The sequence below is a fragment of the Terriglobales bacterium genome (assembly GCA_035457425.1).
Taxonomy (GTDB): Bacteria; Acidobacteriota; Terriglobia; order Terriglobales; family Acidobacteriaceae; genus JACPNR01.
Map to the genome: position 1 here is coordinate 1 of DATIBR010000045.1, position 14,980 is coordinate 14,980.

Below are 14,980 nucleotides of genomic sequence, written 5' to 3' on the forward strand. Positions count from 1 at the left end.
GCCGGCTTCTTCGCGAACTTCTCCGCCCAGTTCACCCGCCCGGTCATCTGCATCACCACGAACAGCGTCAGGATCGACCCGATCGTGATCGCCAGCCCGGTGAAGCCCTTGAAGAAGAACGCGTACGAGAACAGCACAAGGTAGACCAGCTGCGCCAGACCCGCCTCGACCGCCGCGAACCGTATCCCCACCACCAACCGCAGGTACGAGATCACCAGGAAGATCGAGACCGCCGAGCTGATCACGAACGCCAGGTGGATCGAGATGTGGTCCACCAGGTACGCCAGCAGCAGGTGGAAGGCGAAGAACGCCGCCGCCAGGAAGAAGTAGTTCATCGGGTGCAGGTCGATCCCGCGCAGCGCGGTGATGATGAACATCAGGAAGAAAAAGAAGAACAGCGAGATGGGCGCGAAGAAGCTGATCTGCCCCGCCAGCGGCCCCGGCTGCAGCTTCTCCGGCATCGCCATCGCGATGGAGTAGCCCGTCACCAGGTTCTTGTAGTTCCAATCCAGCTCCCAGCCACCCGGCGTCTCGTGCTTCTCGCTGGGCGAGAGCGTGTTCTCCGGGAAATCGATGTCCTTGAAGTTCGTGGTCATGTGCAGCTTGAAGTCACGCACCTGCGCCACCCGCTCGTTGTCGCCGCCGAAATCGTACGACCACCGCTCCAAACCCTGCGAGCGGTATCCGACGTTGAGCTCCGCCGTCTGCCCCGCGGCGACTCTCGCGCTGCCGTGGACGCCGCCCGCATCCGTCCGCGTCGGCACCGCCTTGCCGTCCACCGCGAGCGTCAGGTCGTCGTAGATGGCCTGCGCCGCCGGAAACGTGAGCTTGAACGTGACCTCCTGCTCCTGCGCGCTGTCGTTGCGGACGGTGTACGCGCCCCCGAACGCCACCTTGTACGTGCTGTACCACAGCAGTCCCTTCTGGCGATGTTCCAGCGCGAGGTCCGCCGTCACGTCGCTCGCTTCCAGCGGCAGCGTGAACGTGTCCACCACTTCGACCTCGCGCCGCTCCGTCTTGCCGTTGTCGGTCGCCACCAGGTTCGTCTGCTTGCGCGTGCGCGTCCACGTCGCCGTCGGCGGCGACTGCTTCTGCTGCGTCCCCCAGTTCGACGCGACCTTCTCCTTCAGCCCGCTGCCCATGTCGTAGGTGCGGTTCATGATGGTCGCGCCCAGGATCAGCCACGCCACCGCCGTGCACACGAAGATGAAGATGATGGCCGCCAAACGCTTTGCCATGGAGAACTCCATTGCCTTCCTCCCGTCGCGCCCGCCAGCCTATCAAAGAGTACTTTGCGATGTAAAGCACGATTGGCTGTCAAGCCCCTGCCCGCGCCTCCGCGCCCCCAACTCGCTGATTCCCAGCCACATCCCGTCGCGCGCCCGATGTCCGGTTTCACCCCCGCGATCCGTCATACTGGGAGTAGCAGGGTGTACCTGCCCGAATGTGGGTGCCCACCCCCGGTAGACCCCGGCTCCAGCCGAAGCGCCGGTGTTGCTCGGGTGGGCACCAGATCTTTCACAATTTGAGCTTGCGCCGATAGGGTTACCCTACCCGCAACTCGCTGATCGGATTCAGAATCCCCTCGGGACCCCCCGGGGGAGGGGGTAACGCGTAGATAATCCCGACGTCTCGGGAAACGGGAGACCGCTTCATCGGGATCGACCATTGGGATTCATTGGGATTTTCGCCGCTAACTCACTGATTCCATTGAGAACTCCACCCCAGGGGAAGGGGTATCCCAATGCTCCTCCCAACCCGTTCTCCATCAACGCTTTGTCTTTCGTGGTGGGCGGCGGGTGGCGCAGGTAAGTCCAAGTGATTAGAACGGGGCGCCCCAGACAAAGCGCCCGCCGCGTGCTAGAAACGGCAGCGCTTCAGCCAGAGTCGTGAACCGGGTGAAGAGATGAGCAGACGGCGGCGCCAGCTCTGCGGGGGAGGGCGTGGCGGAGCCGCCGTCGGCTCAGTTCGGGCGCGCGTCACCAGGACGCGAGCCCGAGACACGGCGCTGCAACTCGGAGAGGAACAGGTCGACGCCCTGCGATTGGCCGGAGGCCTGGCGATCGCGCTGCATGGCTTCGAGCATCTGGCGGATGCGGTCCATGCGATAGGTCTGCATGGCGTGCAGGACGTTGTCCTCGGCCTTCTGCTCGGCGGCGAGCAGGTAGGGCCAGAGGAGATGGCGGGAGTGATCGAGGACGCCCTTGAAGGCTTTGAGCAGGGCGTACTGGTTGAGGACGGGGGAGCTGCGTTCGACGGCGAGCGTAGCCATGTCCTGCTCGAGCTCGGCGTTGAGCTCCATCAGTTCGTTGGTGAGTTTTTGCAGACGATCCACGATCGACGTCGGCTTCATGGCGCGTTCTTTCCTGGAGGGCCAGAGTGTTGGCCGAGGGTAGGCGCGGGCGTCGCAGGCGACAAGTTGCCGTTAGGGTGGTGGCCGCATGGCCCTTGTCCTTTGGTAACTAGCTGCGCCAGCGGAGGGTGACGGGTCCCGCGAGCGGGTGGCGGAAGGGCGCGCCGGTGCGCTTGGATTCCAGGTGCGCGGCCTTGAGCTGGAAGTACCACTTGGCGGGCTTGTCGGCGTCGTCGATCAGCATGAGCGAGGGGTTGTGCTTCAGGCCCTCGGACTGCTGGACCATGGTGAGGCGGTCCTGCTCGACGAACTTCCTGCCGAAGAAGCGCGCGACGGTCATGGCGAGCGGGACGTAGCGGAAGATGTTCCAGGCGGCGGCGACGTCGATGCGGCAGCGGTCGCGCGTGATGGGCGTGACGGTGGTGAGCGAGGCGAACCAGTACTTGCCCGCGCGAATGGTCTCGTAGCGCCGGTTGGGCAGGACGAAGTCGATGGTGGTCGTCACGGCGGCGTCGCCGGCGTACCACTGCAGCAGCTTGTAGGGCGCGGAGTTCTTCGAGGGCTGGTGCGCCGACATGCGGAAGCCCAGCGGGATGGGCTCGAAGTGCTTCTGCTTCTCGTGGATGCTCTGGCGGCCGCGCCACCACCAGGCGGCGTGGACGAACGGGCCGTGCGCCGGGTCCATCAGGCCGATGATGCCGTGGTCGACGTTCGACGGCAGCTCGGCCCAGAGATGCGTGCGCTGATAGTCCTCGCTGAACGTCGGCAGCGCGGGCGCGGGGTCGTTCGGCGCTCCTGAGGTGCCGGGATCGGGGAGGAAGACCCAGAGGTAGCCGTCGCGCTCCTCGCACGGGAAGTGGCCGGCGCGGATCTTCGTTGGGTCGAGCTTGTCTTCCTTCGTCAAGGATGGGATCTCGACGCACTGGGCGGAGCAGGCGTCGAACTTCCAGCCGTGGTAACTGCACTGGACGTCCTTGCCGTCGAACCAGCCGTAGCTGAGCGGGATGCCGCGGTGCGGGCAGTTGTCGCGCATGGCGAAGGCGGCGCCCGCATCGGTGCGGCCGAGGACGAGCGGGGTCTCGAGCAGCATGGCGGGCACGAGCTTCCGGGCGCGGACCTGGCCGGAGCGCAGCGCGCGGTACCAGAAGCCGGTCAGCATCTCGCCGGTCGCGGTGAATGGGGAAGGGGACGACACTGCGGGCAGTATAGCGACTACAGATCGCAGATTTCAGATCGCAGAATAGGCCCGGGTCGTGATCCTCGGGCGATCCTGCGATCTGAAATCTGCCATCTGCAATCACGGGGTGGCCGAGCGGTCACGGCCCTTCGGAACCTGTTGGCGGCGGAATATCCGGAAAACACCGGGTTTTGTACCTGTTTCATCGGCGTTGCTGCCGTTGGTTCCCCGGTTCCTGTCCGATTGATAACCGGGAAAGAACGGGCATATAATCCCGCTACTCTGGCTGGTCTCCGTCAGGTTGGGGTCAAGGTGCGGGTCGCCGTGTGGGTAGCGGCGGCCAGAGGACATTTATGCGGAAACACCTTTTACTCGGCCTGATGGCCCTGGTGACGCTGAGCGCGACACAACTCGCGGCGGAGATCATCGCCGTCCAGGAGAACGGGCGCACGGTGTACGTGGACGCGCCGTCGCCGGCCAGGAACCAGCCTGCCACAGCAGCGCCCGGCTACAGCTCGGGCAAAGTCTACATGTACTACTCCAAGAGCGAGCGGCGCTGGAAGCGGGTGCCGCCGGCGCAGGGCGCGACCATGCGCCGGGCGCGCTCTGCCGCCGCCGACGTGGCGCAGTACATCCAGGCGCGGGAGCAGGAGTCGGCGACGGCCGAGCCGGAGAGCAAGGCCAGGGCGGCCACCAGCGAGAACATCGCGGCGGAGCGCGGGATCCAGAAGCCGAAGGGCGAGATCGCGCCGAAGCTGGAGGTGGAAGTGCCGAGCAGCGTGAGTAAGCTGATCACGGCGGAGCAGCTGGACGCGATCATCGAAGAAGCCGCGGCGAAGCACGGCGTGGACTCGAACCTGGTGCGGGCGGTGATCAAGGTGGAATCGAACTTCAACCCGCGGGCAGTGTCGCGCAAGGGAGCGATGGGCCTGATGCAGCTGATGCCCTCGACGGCGCGCAGCCTGCAGGTCAGCAACCCGTTCGACGCGAAGCAGAACGTGGACGGTGGGGTGCGACACCTGAAGAAGCTGCTGGAGGATTTCGACGGCGACGTCACCAAGGCAGCGGCGGCGTACAACGCGGGGGCGGGGGCGGTGAACCGGAACGGCGGCGTCCCGCCGTATGCGGAGACGCGGCAGTACGTGCGGCGGGTGAACCAGCTCTATACGGGCAGCGAGCCGATGAAGCCGGCGTCGGCGCCCATCCGGGTATATCGCGACAAGTACGGCGTGCTCACGTTCACGAACGACTAACCGGGCCTGCGGCGTTCGTCGGGCCCGCGAGGTGTAGCGACGCAGAGTTTGACGAAGGCAGGCCGAATCCGTCGGGCAGCGATCGCGGCGCTCGCCGCGTGCGTATTGCTGGCAGTCCCCGCCAGCGCGAAGCGCCTGACCGTCCAGCAGAAGAAGCAAGCGGCGCTCCAGCACTACGAGAAAGCGGAGCAGATGCGCGAGGCGCTGAACGGGCGTCCGGCGGCGCAGCGCTCGAAGGCGGAATACACCAAGGTCATCAACGCCTACCGGCGGGTGTACTACGTGGCGCCGACATCGTCGAAGGCGCACGAGAGCGTGGTCGCGGTCGCCGAGTTGCTCGCCGACATGGGCCGCACGTTCGGCGACAAGAAGGCGTTCGAGGACGCCATCGGGCAGTACGAGTTCCTGCGCAAGGAGTATCCCGGATCGCGCTACCGGTTTGACGCGCTCTTCACCGAGGGGCAGATCTATGCCGAGGACCTGGACGACGCGGCCAGCGCCAAGGCGAAGTTCGAGGAGTTCCTGAAGGAGCATCCGTATCACCGGCTGGCGGCCGACGCGAAGAAGGCGCTCGACGACCTGGCGGCCGAGGCGAGTGCCAAGAAGAAGGGCATCAAGACGCCGAAGCAGAAAGACAAGGAGCAGGCGCAGGCGGCGCTGGCGGAGCGCGCGAAGGACACGCGCGAGGGCAATCCGGCCAAGCCGGAGCGGACCGGGAAGTATCCGCTGGTGACGGGCATCCGGCACTGGTCGACGCCGGACTACACGCGCGTGGCCATCGACCTGGAAGACGAGGTGAAGTACGAGGCGGGGCGGATCCCCGACCCGGACCGCATCTTCTTCGACCTGCACGGGACGAAGCTGGCGAGCGAGCTGGTCGGCAAGACGTTCGACGTGCAGGACGGGTTCCTGCGGCGCATCCGGATCGCGCAGTACCAGATCGGCGAGACGCGGCTGGTGCTGGATGTGGACGACGTGAGCGACTACTCGGCGTTCCTGCTGCCCAACCCGTACCGGCTGATCGTGGACATCCATGGGAAGAAGCCGACGCAGGTGGTGGCGAAGCAGCAGCCGCCGGCGGAGACGAAGCCGGCGGCGAAGGAGCCGCCGAAGGAAGAGAAGCGTGCGCCGGTGAAAGAAGGCGAGACGGCGAAGCAGCCGCCGGCGGCCAAACCGGCGGAGCCGGAGAAGAAGAAGGCGGAAGAGGAGCGCGAGGTCGCCGCGGTGTCGGGGCCGGCGGTGGAACTGAAGGCGACGGAGAAGCCGACCTCCGGGCCGACGTTCGAGAAGGTGGCGCCGCGCGAGCGGGAAGAGACGAAGTCCGCAAAGGGCAAGGAGAAGCAGCCGAAGGGGGAGTTCCAGGCGACCAAGGCGAAGCCGACGGCGGGCGGCGAGCGGTCGCTGATCCGGGCGCTGGGGCTGAAGATCGGGCGCATCGTGATCGACGCCGGGCACGGCGGGCACGACACCGGGACCATCGGGCCGCGGGGGCTGCAGGAGAAGGACCTGGTGCTCGACGTGGCGCTGCGGCTGGGCAAGCTGGTGGAGCAGCGCATGGGCGCGGAAGTGGTGTACACGCGCGACGACGACACGTTCATTCCGCTGGAGACGCGGACGGCGATCGCGAACAAGGAAGAAGCGGACCTGTTCCTGTCGATCCACGCGAACTCGAGCCGGGACGAGTCGGCGCGGGGCATCGAGACGTATTACCTGAACTTCACGTCGTCGGCGGACGCGCTGGAGGTGGCGGCGCGCGAGAACGCGGTGTCGGAGAGCTCGATCCACGAGCTGCAGGACCTGGTGAAGAAGATCGCGTTGCAGGAGAAGATCGAGGAGTCGCGGGAGTTGGCGGGCGACGTGCAGCACGCGCTGCACGCCGGGCTCTCGCCCAAGAACAAGGGGCTGAAGGACCGCGGGGTGAAGAAGGCGCCGTTCGTGGTGCTGATCGGGGCGAACATGCCGTCGATCCTGGCGGAGATCTCGTTCGTCTCGAACCCGACCGACGAGAAGAAGCTGATGACGCCCGACTACCGGCAGAAGATCGCCGAGTCGCTCTACCGCGGGATGGCGAAGTACGTGAGCGGGCTCGCCGGCGTGAAGGTGGCTGCCAAGCTGCCGGCGAAAGAGAAGGAAGACGGGCAGTAGGGCAGTCCACAGTCCACAGAGGACAGCGACCAAATCCCAACAGATGTTGTCTAATAGAGGATCGTGAGACGCCTCTGGTTCATCCTGTTGCTGCTGGCAGGCGCGGCCTGCGCGGCGGAGAAGTCCGCGCCGGCGCCGCTGCTGCCGGAGCGCTTTGCCGGCTGGGAGAAGAGCGCGGGGAGCGCGAAGGCAAGCCAGGACGCCGGCGTCGCCGACCCGGCGAACGCAATGGTGTTGCAGGAGTTCGGGTTTACGGAGTTCGAATCGGCGACGTACACGCGCCCGGGGCGCACGCTGAAGCTGAAGGCCATCCGGCTGCGCGACCACTCGAGCGCGTACGGCGCGTTCGTGTTCTACAAGACACCCGAGATGCTGACCGAGCAGATCGGCGACCAGGCGGCGAGCTGGAACGAGCACCTGGTGTTCTATCGCGGCGACGTGCTGGTGGACGCGGTATTCGACCGGGCGACGGCGATGTCGCTGGCGGAGCTGCGCGAGCTCGCGGACGCGCTGCCGGTCCAGAAGCAGCCGCAGGGGCAGCCGCCGATCATCGAGTACTTCCCGCGCCAGGCGTACGTCAGGAACACGGTGAAGTACGTGCTGGGCCCGGCGGGGCTGAACGCGATCGCGGCGCCGGTGGGCGCGGAGCTGGTGGACTTCTCGAAGTCGCCGGAGGTCGCCACCGGGCGCTACCGGACGTCGGCAGGCGAGGCGACGCTGACGCTCATCTATTACCCGACGCCGCAGATCGCGGGCGAGCGGCTGCGCGCGATCGAGAGCGCGCTCAATGCGACGCCGGAGGCGCGCAGCGAGAGCGACAACTTCGCGGCGAAGCGGACGGGACCGATCGTCGCGGTCATGACCGGCGCGGTGCCGAACAGCGAGGCGAAGTCGCTGCTGGCGTCCATCTCGTACGATGCCGACGTGACGTGGAACGAAGCGACCAAGCTGGGGCCGCGCGACAACGCGCTCGGGCTGCTGGTAGCGGCGATCAAGCTGAGCGCCATCCTGGTGAGCATCATGCTCGGGCTGGGATTGCTGTACGGGTTGGGACGCTACGCGATGCGGCGCTACATGCCGGGCTACGTGCGGGATTCCGGCGAGATGATCCGGCTGGACCTGGATCCGGCGACCGCGCGGCTGGTGGAGGGGGAGCAGCCGCGGCTGCCCGCGTCGCCGGGTAAGTAGCTGGTTTTCAGCGGGTTGGACGGAAAATGAGCCGGCCTGTGACAAATCCTGTCAAAATCCGGTTGTTGGAGGCTCGATTCTAAGTTGTTGAAAACATTAGTATTTGTGCGGGAAAAATTCCTTGACACCGTTCTTGGGCCGCCCATAAGATTTCGCCAGAAAGTTTTGACGGTGTGCAAACCTCCGTTGGAACTATTCTCCCTTAAAGAAGACGCCGCCCACTGCCGGGCGGCGTTTTCGTTTGATCTCCGTATTCCTTCCGGCGCGAGCGAAAGCTCAACCACGAAGGACACGAAGGGACACGAAGGGGAACAACAGCGCTGCAGAACCGAATGCTAAAATGAATCTCGAAGAGTAACTTCTTCCTGTTGTCACTCCCGCCCGAAGAGCCGACGTAGCTCAGTTGGTAGAGCAGTCGATTCGTAATCGACAGGTCACCGGTTCAAGTCCGGTCGTCGGCTCCAGCTTCCTCCATACATCTGCTTGCGGCCATGGGGGCTCCCTCGCCCGCCGCGGCGGGCTCGGGATGTAAGTCCAAGGCAAGGCCCAATATCAAAAACCAAGGGCGGGCCTGCGGCCCGCCCTTGCTCGAAGGCGCGGCACGGCTGAAGCCGTGCCCTTTCTGGCTCTACGCCGCGGCTTGTTTTCCCTTCGCGATGTTGTGGATGGTGGAGGTCTCGACCTGGAGCGTGTTGACGGTCGGCTCGCCCTGGATGAAGTCGCGCAGCTTGGGGGCGATGCGGTTGAACTCGGTCTGGCCGTAGCGGTCGGCGTCTTCGCGGGTGCGCCAGAGCGTCATGCAGACGAACTGGCCGGTCTGCGCGTCGAGCGACTCGACCACGTCAACGAAACCGGGCTGCTTGCGGAGGTTGGGGATGACTTCGGTGGAGAACGCCTGGCGGGCTTCGTCGAGCCGGTTGTTCTTCAGATTGCACTGCACGATGCGAGAAAACATAAGTCCCTCCTTTGGGGAGTGTGGAGGTTTCGTGCGGACCTCGCCCGAGCGGCGAGGAAGATAGGCCTATCTGCGCTGCGAACCGTACACCGGCTCGCCTGTGGATTTCCAATCGTCGGCGCGGAATGACGCGCTTGATCGCGCGCTCCTTCGTCGTTCGTCCGCCACGACGGACTCGGACGCGCGCTTGAATCTGTTGGGAGCGTTTACCCAGGGCTTGTGCCCTGGGCTAAGCTCGCCCGCTACGCGGGCTCGCTGCCGCCGGCTAACGCCGGCTGGAGCGCTCGCCGCTTCAGCGGCTCGCTCATCCCGAGTAAGGGGCATCGGCAACATGGCGAATCGCTCGTGGGCGAGTGCGTCAGAACTTCGTTCGAGCGAATGAGGCGCGACGGAATGAAGCGCCGACGTCAGGATCAAAGTCAAAGGCCGCGGCCGGAGGCGGCCGCGCCACCCGTACCGCGTTGAGCCTTACGAAGAGGTAATCTCAAGCGAGGGTGCATTTACTCAGCACGCAATACCGGGGAAGGGGACTAAGCCCCTTTTTCCACTTGCACTTCCACAAACGTGAAACCGATAATACGCGACAAGTTGGTCAACAACCTGGAACACGAAGGCACAGTGAACCGATATCCTCGAGCGGACGTCCTGCGCATCCTTCGGATCACCTCCCGGCAACTGGCGGGTTGGGAAAAAGCCGGGCTGGTGGAACCTTCCGAGACGTATTCCTTCTTTGACCTGCTCCAACTGAAAAAACTACGGGACCTCGCCGCCAAGAAAGTGCGGCCGGCGGTGATCCGCGAGTCGCTCGAGGCGATGCAGCGGCAGGTGTCGGGCATGGTGAACCCGCTCGTCGAAGCGGGCACGTTCTCGACCGGCATGCGGCGCGTTGCGTTCCGGCATCGCGGCAAGGCCGTGGAGCCCATCGCGGGACAGTTCGTGATGGACTTCCAGCCGAACCAGAACGTGGTGGTCTCGGCGAAGGTGCGGCACTTCCGCACGGCGGAGAGCGCGGCGGAGTGGTTCGCCAAGGGCATCGCGCTGGAAGAAGACCCGGCGACGCAGCTCGAGGCGATCGCGGCGTACAAGAAAGCCATCGAGCTGGAGCCCGGGCACGCGGCCGCGCACATCAACCTGGGCACGCTGTTTTACAACCGGCAGGACTACGTGCAGGCGGAAGCCTTCTACCGCAAGGCGGTGGAGGTGGACCCGCGCTACGCGCTGGCGTACTTCGACCTGGGGAACGTGCTGGACGAAACGGGCAGGCTGCCGGACGCGGTCCGCGCCTACAAGACGGCGATCGGGCTGGCGCCGACCTACGCCGACGCGCACTACAACCTGGCGCTGGCGTACGAAAAGATGCGGCAGCCCAGGAAAGCCCTGCCGCACTGGCGGGCGTACGTGAAGCTCGACCGGTCGGGACCGTGGGCGGTGCACGCGAAGAACCAGATCCGGCGGATCCTGGACGACGACACGCTGCGGATCGTGCGTCGCGAGAAGTAGCCCTGTCATTCCGACGAGTGCCAACGGCGCGAGGAGGAATCTGCTGTTACGACTCAACCGCCGGTGATGTCGCGCGAGCGACAGAAGCAGATTCCTCGTCGCTACGCTCCTCGGAATGACAATTCAAGGAAGGTGACGCGGGCGACGAGCCCGCGTTTTTGTTTGTGCCATAGGGGTTCCTCGGCTCGCGCTCCTTCGTCCTGCGGACTCGGTCGCGCTCGCTCGGAATGACAATTTGAAGCGACGCTCCTCCACCCGCGCCCTCGGGTCGAGGGCGCTACACGCGCCGGCGAGTCGCCGGCGCCTACCCAAGTCAAAGTCAAAGGCCGCGCTCGGGGGCGAGCGCGCCACAAGCGCCGGCGCCTACCCACATCAAGCTGGCAAGTGGCTACGCGCGCCGAGTAGAATCCACTGTTCGTCCTACTACTTTCTAATCAGTCAGGATCTCCTATGTCGCAAGCCGTAGCCAACGCCAAGCACACCCCGCCGCCGCTCGTAGCGCTGACCGAAGACGAGCAGTTATTCCGCGACAACGTGAAGCAGTTCGCCGAGGAGAAGATCCGGCCGCGCGTCCGCGAGATGGACGAGAAGGGCGTGTTCGACCACGAGCTGATCGAGCAGTTCTTCCAGCTCGGGCTGATGGGCATCGAGATCCCGGAGCAGTACGGCGGGGGCGGCGGCACGTTCTTCGAAGCCATCCTGGCGGTCGAGGAGCTGTCGCGCGTGGACGCTTCGGCGGGCGTGATCGTCGACGTGCAGAACACGCTGGTGAACAACGCGCTGCTGCGCTGGACCACCGAAGAGCAGAAGAAGAAGTACCTGCCGAAGCAGGCCGCCGACACGGTAGGCGCGTACGCGCTGAGCGAGGCCAGCTCCGGCTCCGACGCCTTCGCGATGACGACCAAGGCGGAGCTGAAAGGCAACGAGTGGGTGCTCAACGGCCGCAAGCTCTGGATCACCAACGGCAAGGAAGCGGGCGTGTTCATCATGCTGGCGACGGTGGACCCGAGCGCGGGCTACAAGGGCATCACGGCGTTCATCGTGGAAAAGGATTTTCCCGGCTTCACCGTCGGAAAGAAAGAGGACAAGCTCGGCATCCGGGCGTCGTCGACCTGCGAGCTGATCCTGGAAGACTGCAAGGTCCCGAAGGAGAACCTGCTGGGCGAGAAGGGCAAGGGCTACAAGATCGCCATCGAGACGCTGAACGAAGGGCGCATCGGGATCGGGGCGCAGATGCTGGGCGTGGCGCGAGGCGCGTTCGAGTACGCGGTGAAGTACGCGCAGGAGCGCAAGCAGTTCGGGAAGGCGATCGCGGATTTCCAGGGCATCCAGTTCCAGTTGGCGCAGATGGCGACCGACATCGAGGCGGCGCGCATGATGGTGTACAACGCGGCGCGCATGAAAGACGCCGGCATGGACTTCGTGAAGGAAGCCGCGATGGTGAAGCTGTTCGCGTCGCAGGTGGCCGAGCGCGTGACCTCGCTGGCGATCGAGATCTACGGCGGCTACGGGTTCACCAAAGATTACCCGGTGGAGAAGTACTGGCGCGACTCGAAGATCGGGAAGATCTACGAAGGGACTTCGAACATGCAACTGCAGACGATCGCGAAGCTCGTGCTGGGAGGCCGTTGATGTACGGAGATGCTTCGCTTCGCTCAGGATTTCGGCTGCGGGCTCCCGCTCGCCCGACGGCTTCGCTCACGCCCGCAGAACGCCTCAACATGCAGCTGCAAACGATCGCGAAGCTGGTCTTGGGAGGCCGGTAGTGAGCCAGGAGAAGCGGGCGTTCCCGCGCTTCGAGATATCCGAACAGGCGATCGTGACGGACGAAAAGGGCGCGACGCTGGGGCACGTGGAGAAAGTCGGCGGCGGCGGGATGACGCTGCGGGCAGAGTCGGCGGCGGTGGCCCAGAAGCTGGAGCCCGGGCACGCGCTGCGCGTGACCATCGTGGAGCCCAGCAACCAGGTGTCGAACACGCTGGACGTGGTGATCCGCTACCGCAGCGGGAGCGAGGTCGGCGTGCAGTTCGTGAGCGGCAGCGAGACGGGGAAGTTCCCGGCGCTGAAGTAGGAAGGCGCCCTCGGGTCGAAGGCGCTACCCGTCCGCATTTTGGCTGGCAAGCGACCTTCCTCCTCGACTACACTTCCGCAACCGCGCAATCCCCTTGGCAACCGCGGATGATGCCGTGCGCGGACCCGTGTCTCCCGGGGTGAACGTTTGCCGCAGGACCCGATCCGACAACTGCTCGACCTGGTCGCCGTGCACGGCTTCTATCTCGTCGTGCTGGAAGGGGTGACGGGCGAGCCGGTGCCCGTGCCGCGAGGCGCGAACTCGCAGGAGCACGTCGGGACGCCGGTGGAGCAATCCATCTCGATCTTGCGCCGGTGGCTGAACGTACTGGACATGGCGATCGCGCCGCCGATGTTCCGCGACGCGCTGAAAGAGCACGTGGACTCGACCGCGGGCGAAGCGCTGCTGCGCTATTACGTGCTGAAGACCTCGCACACCGACACCGACCGCGACAAGTGCGACTTCATCAACACGCACCTCTACCGCACGTGGCGGAAGCAGAAGGGGCTGAGCGACGCGCCGCACGAGGGCATCGAGATCACGCCGGAGAGCACGCTGGAATACGAAGGCGAGATCTACGTGATGCTGGGCGAGGTGGAGCCGCCGGCGCTGCCGCAGGAGCACCTGCAACTGGCGCGCGAGTTCGATCACCTGCGGCAGGAGGTGGACGAGTTCTCGCATTTCGACTCCATCATGGACTCCGGCATCATCGGGCGGGTGCGGGAGCTGAAGGTGCGCTTCGGGAAGTCGTTCTACCACCCGCACGTGCTGGCGGAAGTGGCGGTGTACAACACGTTCTTCGGGCACAAGTTCGACGAGCTGTTCCTGCGGGCGGCGAGCGAGATCAAGGCGTTCGCGCAGAGCTTCACGCAGGCGGGTGGGTCGATCATGTCGCGCGTCGACGACGACGTGACGGTGCAGGAGCTGAGCGACGTGCAGGGAGACGAGATCCTGCACGAGGAGTACGGGAAGGCGCGCGACAAGCTGCGGAAGGTGGCGCGCTTCAAGAAGGCGGTGGACTCGAAGCGGCGCGGGCGGTTCGCGCCGGCGGCGCCCGTCGTGGCCAGTGAGACGCGGGCGGCGGCGGTGGCGGCCGCGCCGGCGTATTCCGGTGAGGCGCCGCCGCAGCCGCGGCCTCCGGCGCCGGGGGTGGCGCCGCAGACGGAGCTGGCGCCCAGCCACAAGGCCGAAGACCACAAGGTCGAGGCGATGAGCGACGTGATCCGCAACTTCATCTCGGTGGCCGACAAGAGCTTCTCCAACGTGGTGCCGCTGCGGAACTGCAGCATCCTGCTGACGCCGGCGGAGGTGGACGCCTTCCGCAACGCGTACCTGAGCGAAAAGAGCTTCCGGGCGGATTTTGCGGCGCTGGTGCGGCGCGTGGTCGGCACCATGGCGACCATCATGGTCGAGCTGGTGGAGTACAAGAAGAAGAAGAACTCGGCGTACCTGTGGAAGCAGCACGCCGATTCGCTGAAGTACCAGCTGGAGAAGTCGACCAAGGTGGTCGATGAACTGAAGCGGATGCAGGAGCTGTGCGAGCGGCGCGGCCTGGCGGAGAAGGTGAAGGTGCTGGAGGCGTGCGTCGAGCGGCTGCACAACCAGGCGCAGGAAGTGGCGAAGAACCTGCAGGTGTGAGCGGGCGCCGCGAGCGAGAGATCGTCTACTGGAGGAATCTTTCTTTCCACTGCGGTTCGGGCAGTGGGCAAGCCTGGTACTTCCCAAACAAGCGATAGCGATGACGGGCAAGGGCGCGGTAGAGCGCGTCGCGCAGGAAGCGCGGCAGCAGGCGGAGCCAGCGCGCGGCGCGCAGCGGCCCGCGGATGCGGTCGAGGATGAAGACGGCGGCGTCGGAGTGGGAGAGCAGGCGCTCGGCGGGCGTGCCGGGCGCGACGACGACGTACATGGTCTCGAGCAGCTCGCGCTCCGGCGCGTGGCGGGCGAGCGCGGCGCGGGCGAACTCGCCCTGGAGCGGCGCGAAGCGGAACGTGCCGCCGGGGTCGCGGCGCAGGATGACGCGGACCAGCCGGTTGCAGAGGCCGCAGACGCCGTCGTAGAGGACGATGGGGTGTTGGGTGTCGGTCATTGCGCGGTCGCGCCTTTGACTTGCCGGTGCGGCCAGTCCACAATTCTCGCACCACCACTCCGAGAACCTGCCATGCGCACTGGATGTTCCTTCGCGCTAATCCTGCTGCTGACCGCGGCCGCGCACGCCGAAGGGACCGGGCTCGAGGAGGCCGCGGCGGATCTGCTCGGCCGTGAAGCGCACAACGGGAAGCAAGTCCGGTGGCAGAGAGTCAGCGAATGGAGCGGGCTCGACCACTCCTTCGGAGAGGAT

13 protein-coding genes and 1 tRNA gene are annotated in these 14,980 nt (G+C 65.6%); 9 read left to right on the forward strand and 5 right to left on the reverse strand.

Features of this window, described 5'->3' with window-relative positions:
* From VLA96_03350 to VLA96_03360, 3 genes are all read right to left on the reverse strand, one after another.
* A partial coding sequence (locus VLA96_03350) for an inner membrane CreD family protein (GenBank protein ID HSE48225.1) occupies positions 1-1,238 on the reverse strand: 1,238 nt, incomplete at its 3' end.
* 725 nt (positions 1,239-1,963) lie between these two features.
* Positions 1,964-2,353, reverse strand: coding sequence for a hypothetical protein (locus VLA96_03355; protein ID HSE48226.1), 390 nt, complete (start codon positions 2,351-2,353; stop codon positions 1,964-1,966).
* A gap of 109 nt (positions 2,354-2,462) precedes the next feature.
* Positions 2,463-3,548, reverse strand: a complete 1,086-nt coding sequence (locus VLA96_03360; GenBank protein ID HSE48227.1) for a Rieske 2Fe-2S domain-containing protein — start codon at positions 3,546-3,548, stop codon at positions 2,463-2,465.
* 335 nt (positions 3,549-3,883) lie between these two features.
* Between VLA96_03360 and VLA96_03365 the strand changes: the two genes are divergently transcribed.
* The 4 genes from VLA96_03365 (at position 3,884) to VLA96_03380 (ending at position 8,580) form a co-directional block, all read left to right on the forward strand.
* Positions 3,884-4,783 carry a transglycosylase SLT domain-containing protein gene (locus VLA96_03365; protein HSE48228.1) on the forward strand — a complete coding sequence of 300 codons (900 nt, stop codon included), beginning with the start codon at positions 3,884-3,886 and terminating at the stop codon, positions 4,781-4,783.
* 105 nt (positions 4,784-4,888) lie between these two features.
* Positions 4,889-6,928 carry an N-acetylmuramoyl-L-alanine amidase gene (locus tag VLA96_03370; GenBank protein ID HSE48229.1) on the forward strand — a complete coding sequence of 680 codons (2,040 nt, stop codon included), beginning with the start codon at positions 4,889-4,891 and terminating at the stop codon, positions 6,926-6,928.
* Positions 6,929-6,991: 63 nt separating this feature from the next.
* Positions 6,992-8,116 (forward strand): DUF6599 family protein, encoded by a 1,125-nt coding sequence (locus VLA96_03375; protein HSE48230.1) that lies wholly within the window; start codon positions 6,992-6,994, stop codon positions 8,114-8,116.
* A gap of 388 nt (positions 8,117-8,504) precedes the next feature.
* A tRNA-Thr gene (locus tag VLA96_03380) sits at positions 8,505-8,580 on the forward strand.
* A gap of 164 nt (positions 8,581-8,744) precedes the next feature.
* Here the strand turns inward: VLA96_03380 and VLA96_03385 are convergent.
* On the reverse strand, positions 8,745-9,071 hold the full coding sequence (locus VLA96_03385; GenBank protein HSE48231.1) for a hypothetical protein: 327 nt from the start codon (positions 9,069-9,071) through the stop codon (positions 8,745-8,747).
* 618 nt (positions 9,072-9,689) lie between these two features.
* On the opposite strand from VLA96_03385, the gene VLA96_03390 reads away from it, so the two are divergent.
* From VLA96_03390 to VLA96_03405, 4 genes are all read left to right on the forward strand, one after another.
* Positions 9,690-10,571, forward strand: a complete 882-nt coding sequence (locus tag VLA96_03390; protein HSE48232.1) for a tetratricopeptide repeat protein — start codon at positions 9,690-9,692, stop codon at positions 10,569-10,571.
* A gap of 450 nt (positions 10,572-11,021) precedes the next feature.
* A complete protein-coding gene (locus tag VLA96_03395; GenBank protein HSE48233.1) occupies positions 11,022-12,203 on the forward strand; it encodes an acyl-CoA dehydrogenase in 1,182 nt (393 codons plus the stop codon).
* A 133-nt stretch (positions 12,204-12,336) separates the two neighbouring features.
* On the forward strand, positions 12,337-12,642 hold the full coding sequence (locus VLA96_03400) for a PilZ domain-containing protein (protein HSE48234.1): 306 nt from the start codon (positions 12,337-12,339) through the stop codon (positions 12,640-12,642).
* A 147-nt stretch (positions 12,643-12,789) separates the two neighbouring features.
* The gene (locus tag VLA96_03405) at positions 12,790-14,280 is read left to right on the forward strand and encodes a hypothetical protein (protein ID HSE48235.1); all 1,491 of its coding nucleotides are present in this window, start codon (positions 12,790-12,792) and stop codon (positions 14,278-14,280) included.
* A gap of 25 nt (positions 14,281-14,305) precedes the next feature.
* Here VLA96_03405 and VLA96_03410 read toward each other — a convergent pair whose 3' ends face one another.
* Positions 14,306-14,728 (reverse strand): DCC1-like thiol-disulfide oxidoreductase family protein, encoded by a 423-nt coding sequence (locus VLA96_03410; GenBank protein ID HSE48236.1) that lies wholly within the window; start codon positions 14,726-14,728, stop codon positions 14,306-14,308.
* A gap of 72 nt (positions 14,729-14,800) precedes the next feature.
* Here VLA96_03410 and VLA96_03415 point away from each other — a divergent pair.
* The coding region (locus tag VLA96_03415; GenBank protein ID HSE48237.1) for a hypothetical protein at positions 14,801-14,980 on the forward strand (180 nt) is incomplete at its 3' end.

What these genes read in the sequence shown, in the direction of transcription:
- VLA96_03355 (HSE48226.1), bottom strand. Translation starts at nt 2,353, where the DNA reads ATGAAGCCGACGTCGATCGTGGATCGTCTGCAAAAACTCACCAACGAA.
- VLA96_03365 (HSE48228.1), top strand. Translation starts at nt 3,884, where the DNA reads ATGCGGAAACACCTTTTACTCGGCCTGATGGCCCTGGTGACGCTGAGC.
- VLA96_03385 (HSE48231.1), bottom strand. Translation starts at nt 9,071, where the DNA reads ATGTTTTCTCGCATCGTGCAGTGCAATCTGAAGAACAACCGGCTCGAC.
- VLA96_03395 (HSE48233.1), top strand. Translation starts at nt 11,022, where the DNA reads ATGTCGCAAGCCGTAGCCAACGCCAAGCACACCCCGCCGCCGCTCGTA.
- VLA96_03410 (HSE48236.1), bottom strand. Translation starts at nt 14,728, where the DNA reads ATGACCGACACCCAACACCCCATCGTCCTCTACGACGGCGTCTGCGGC.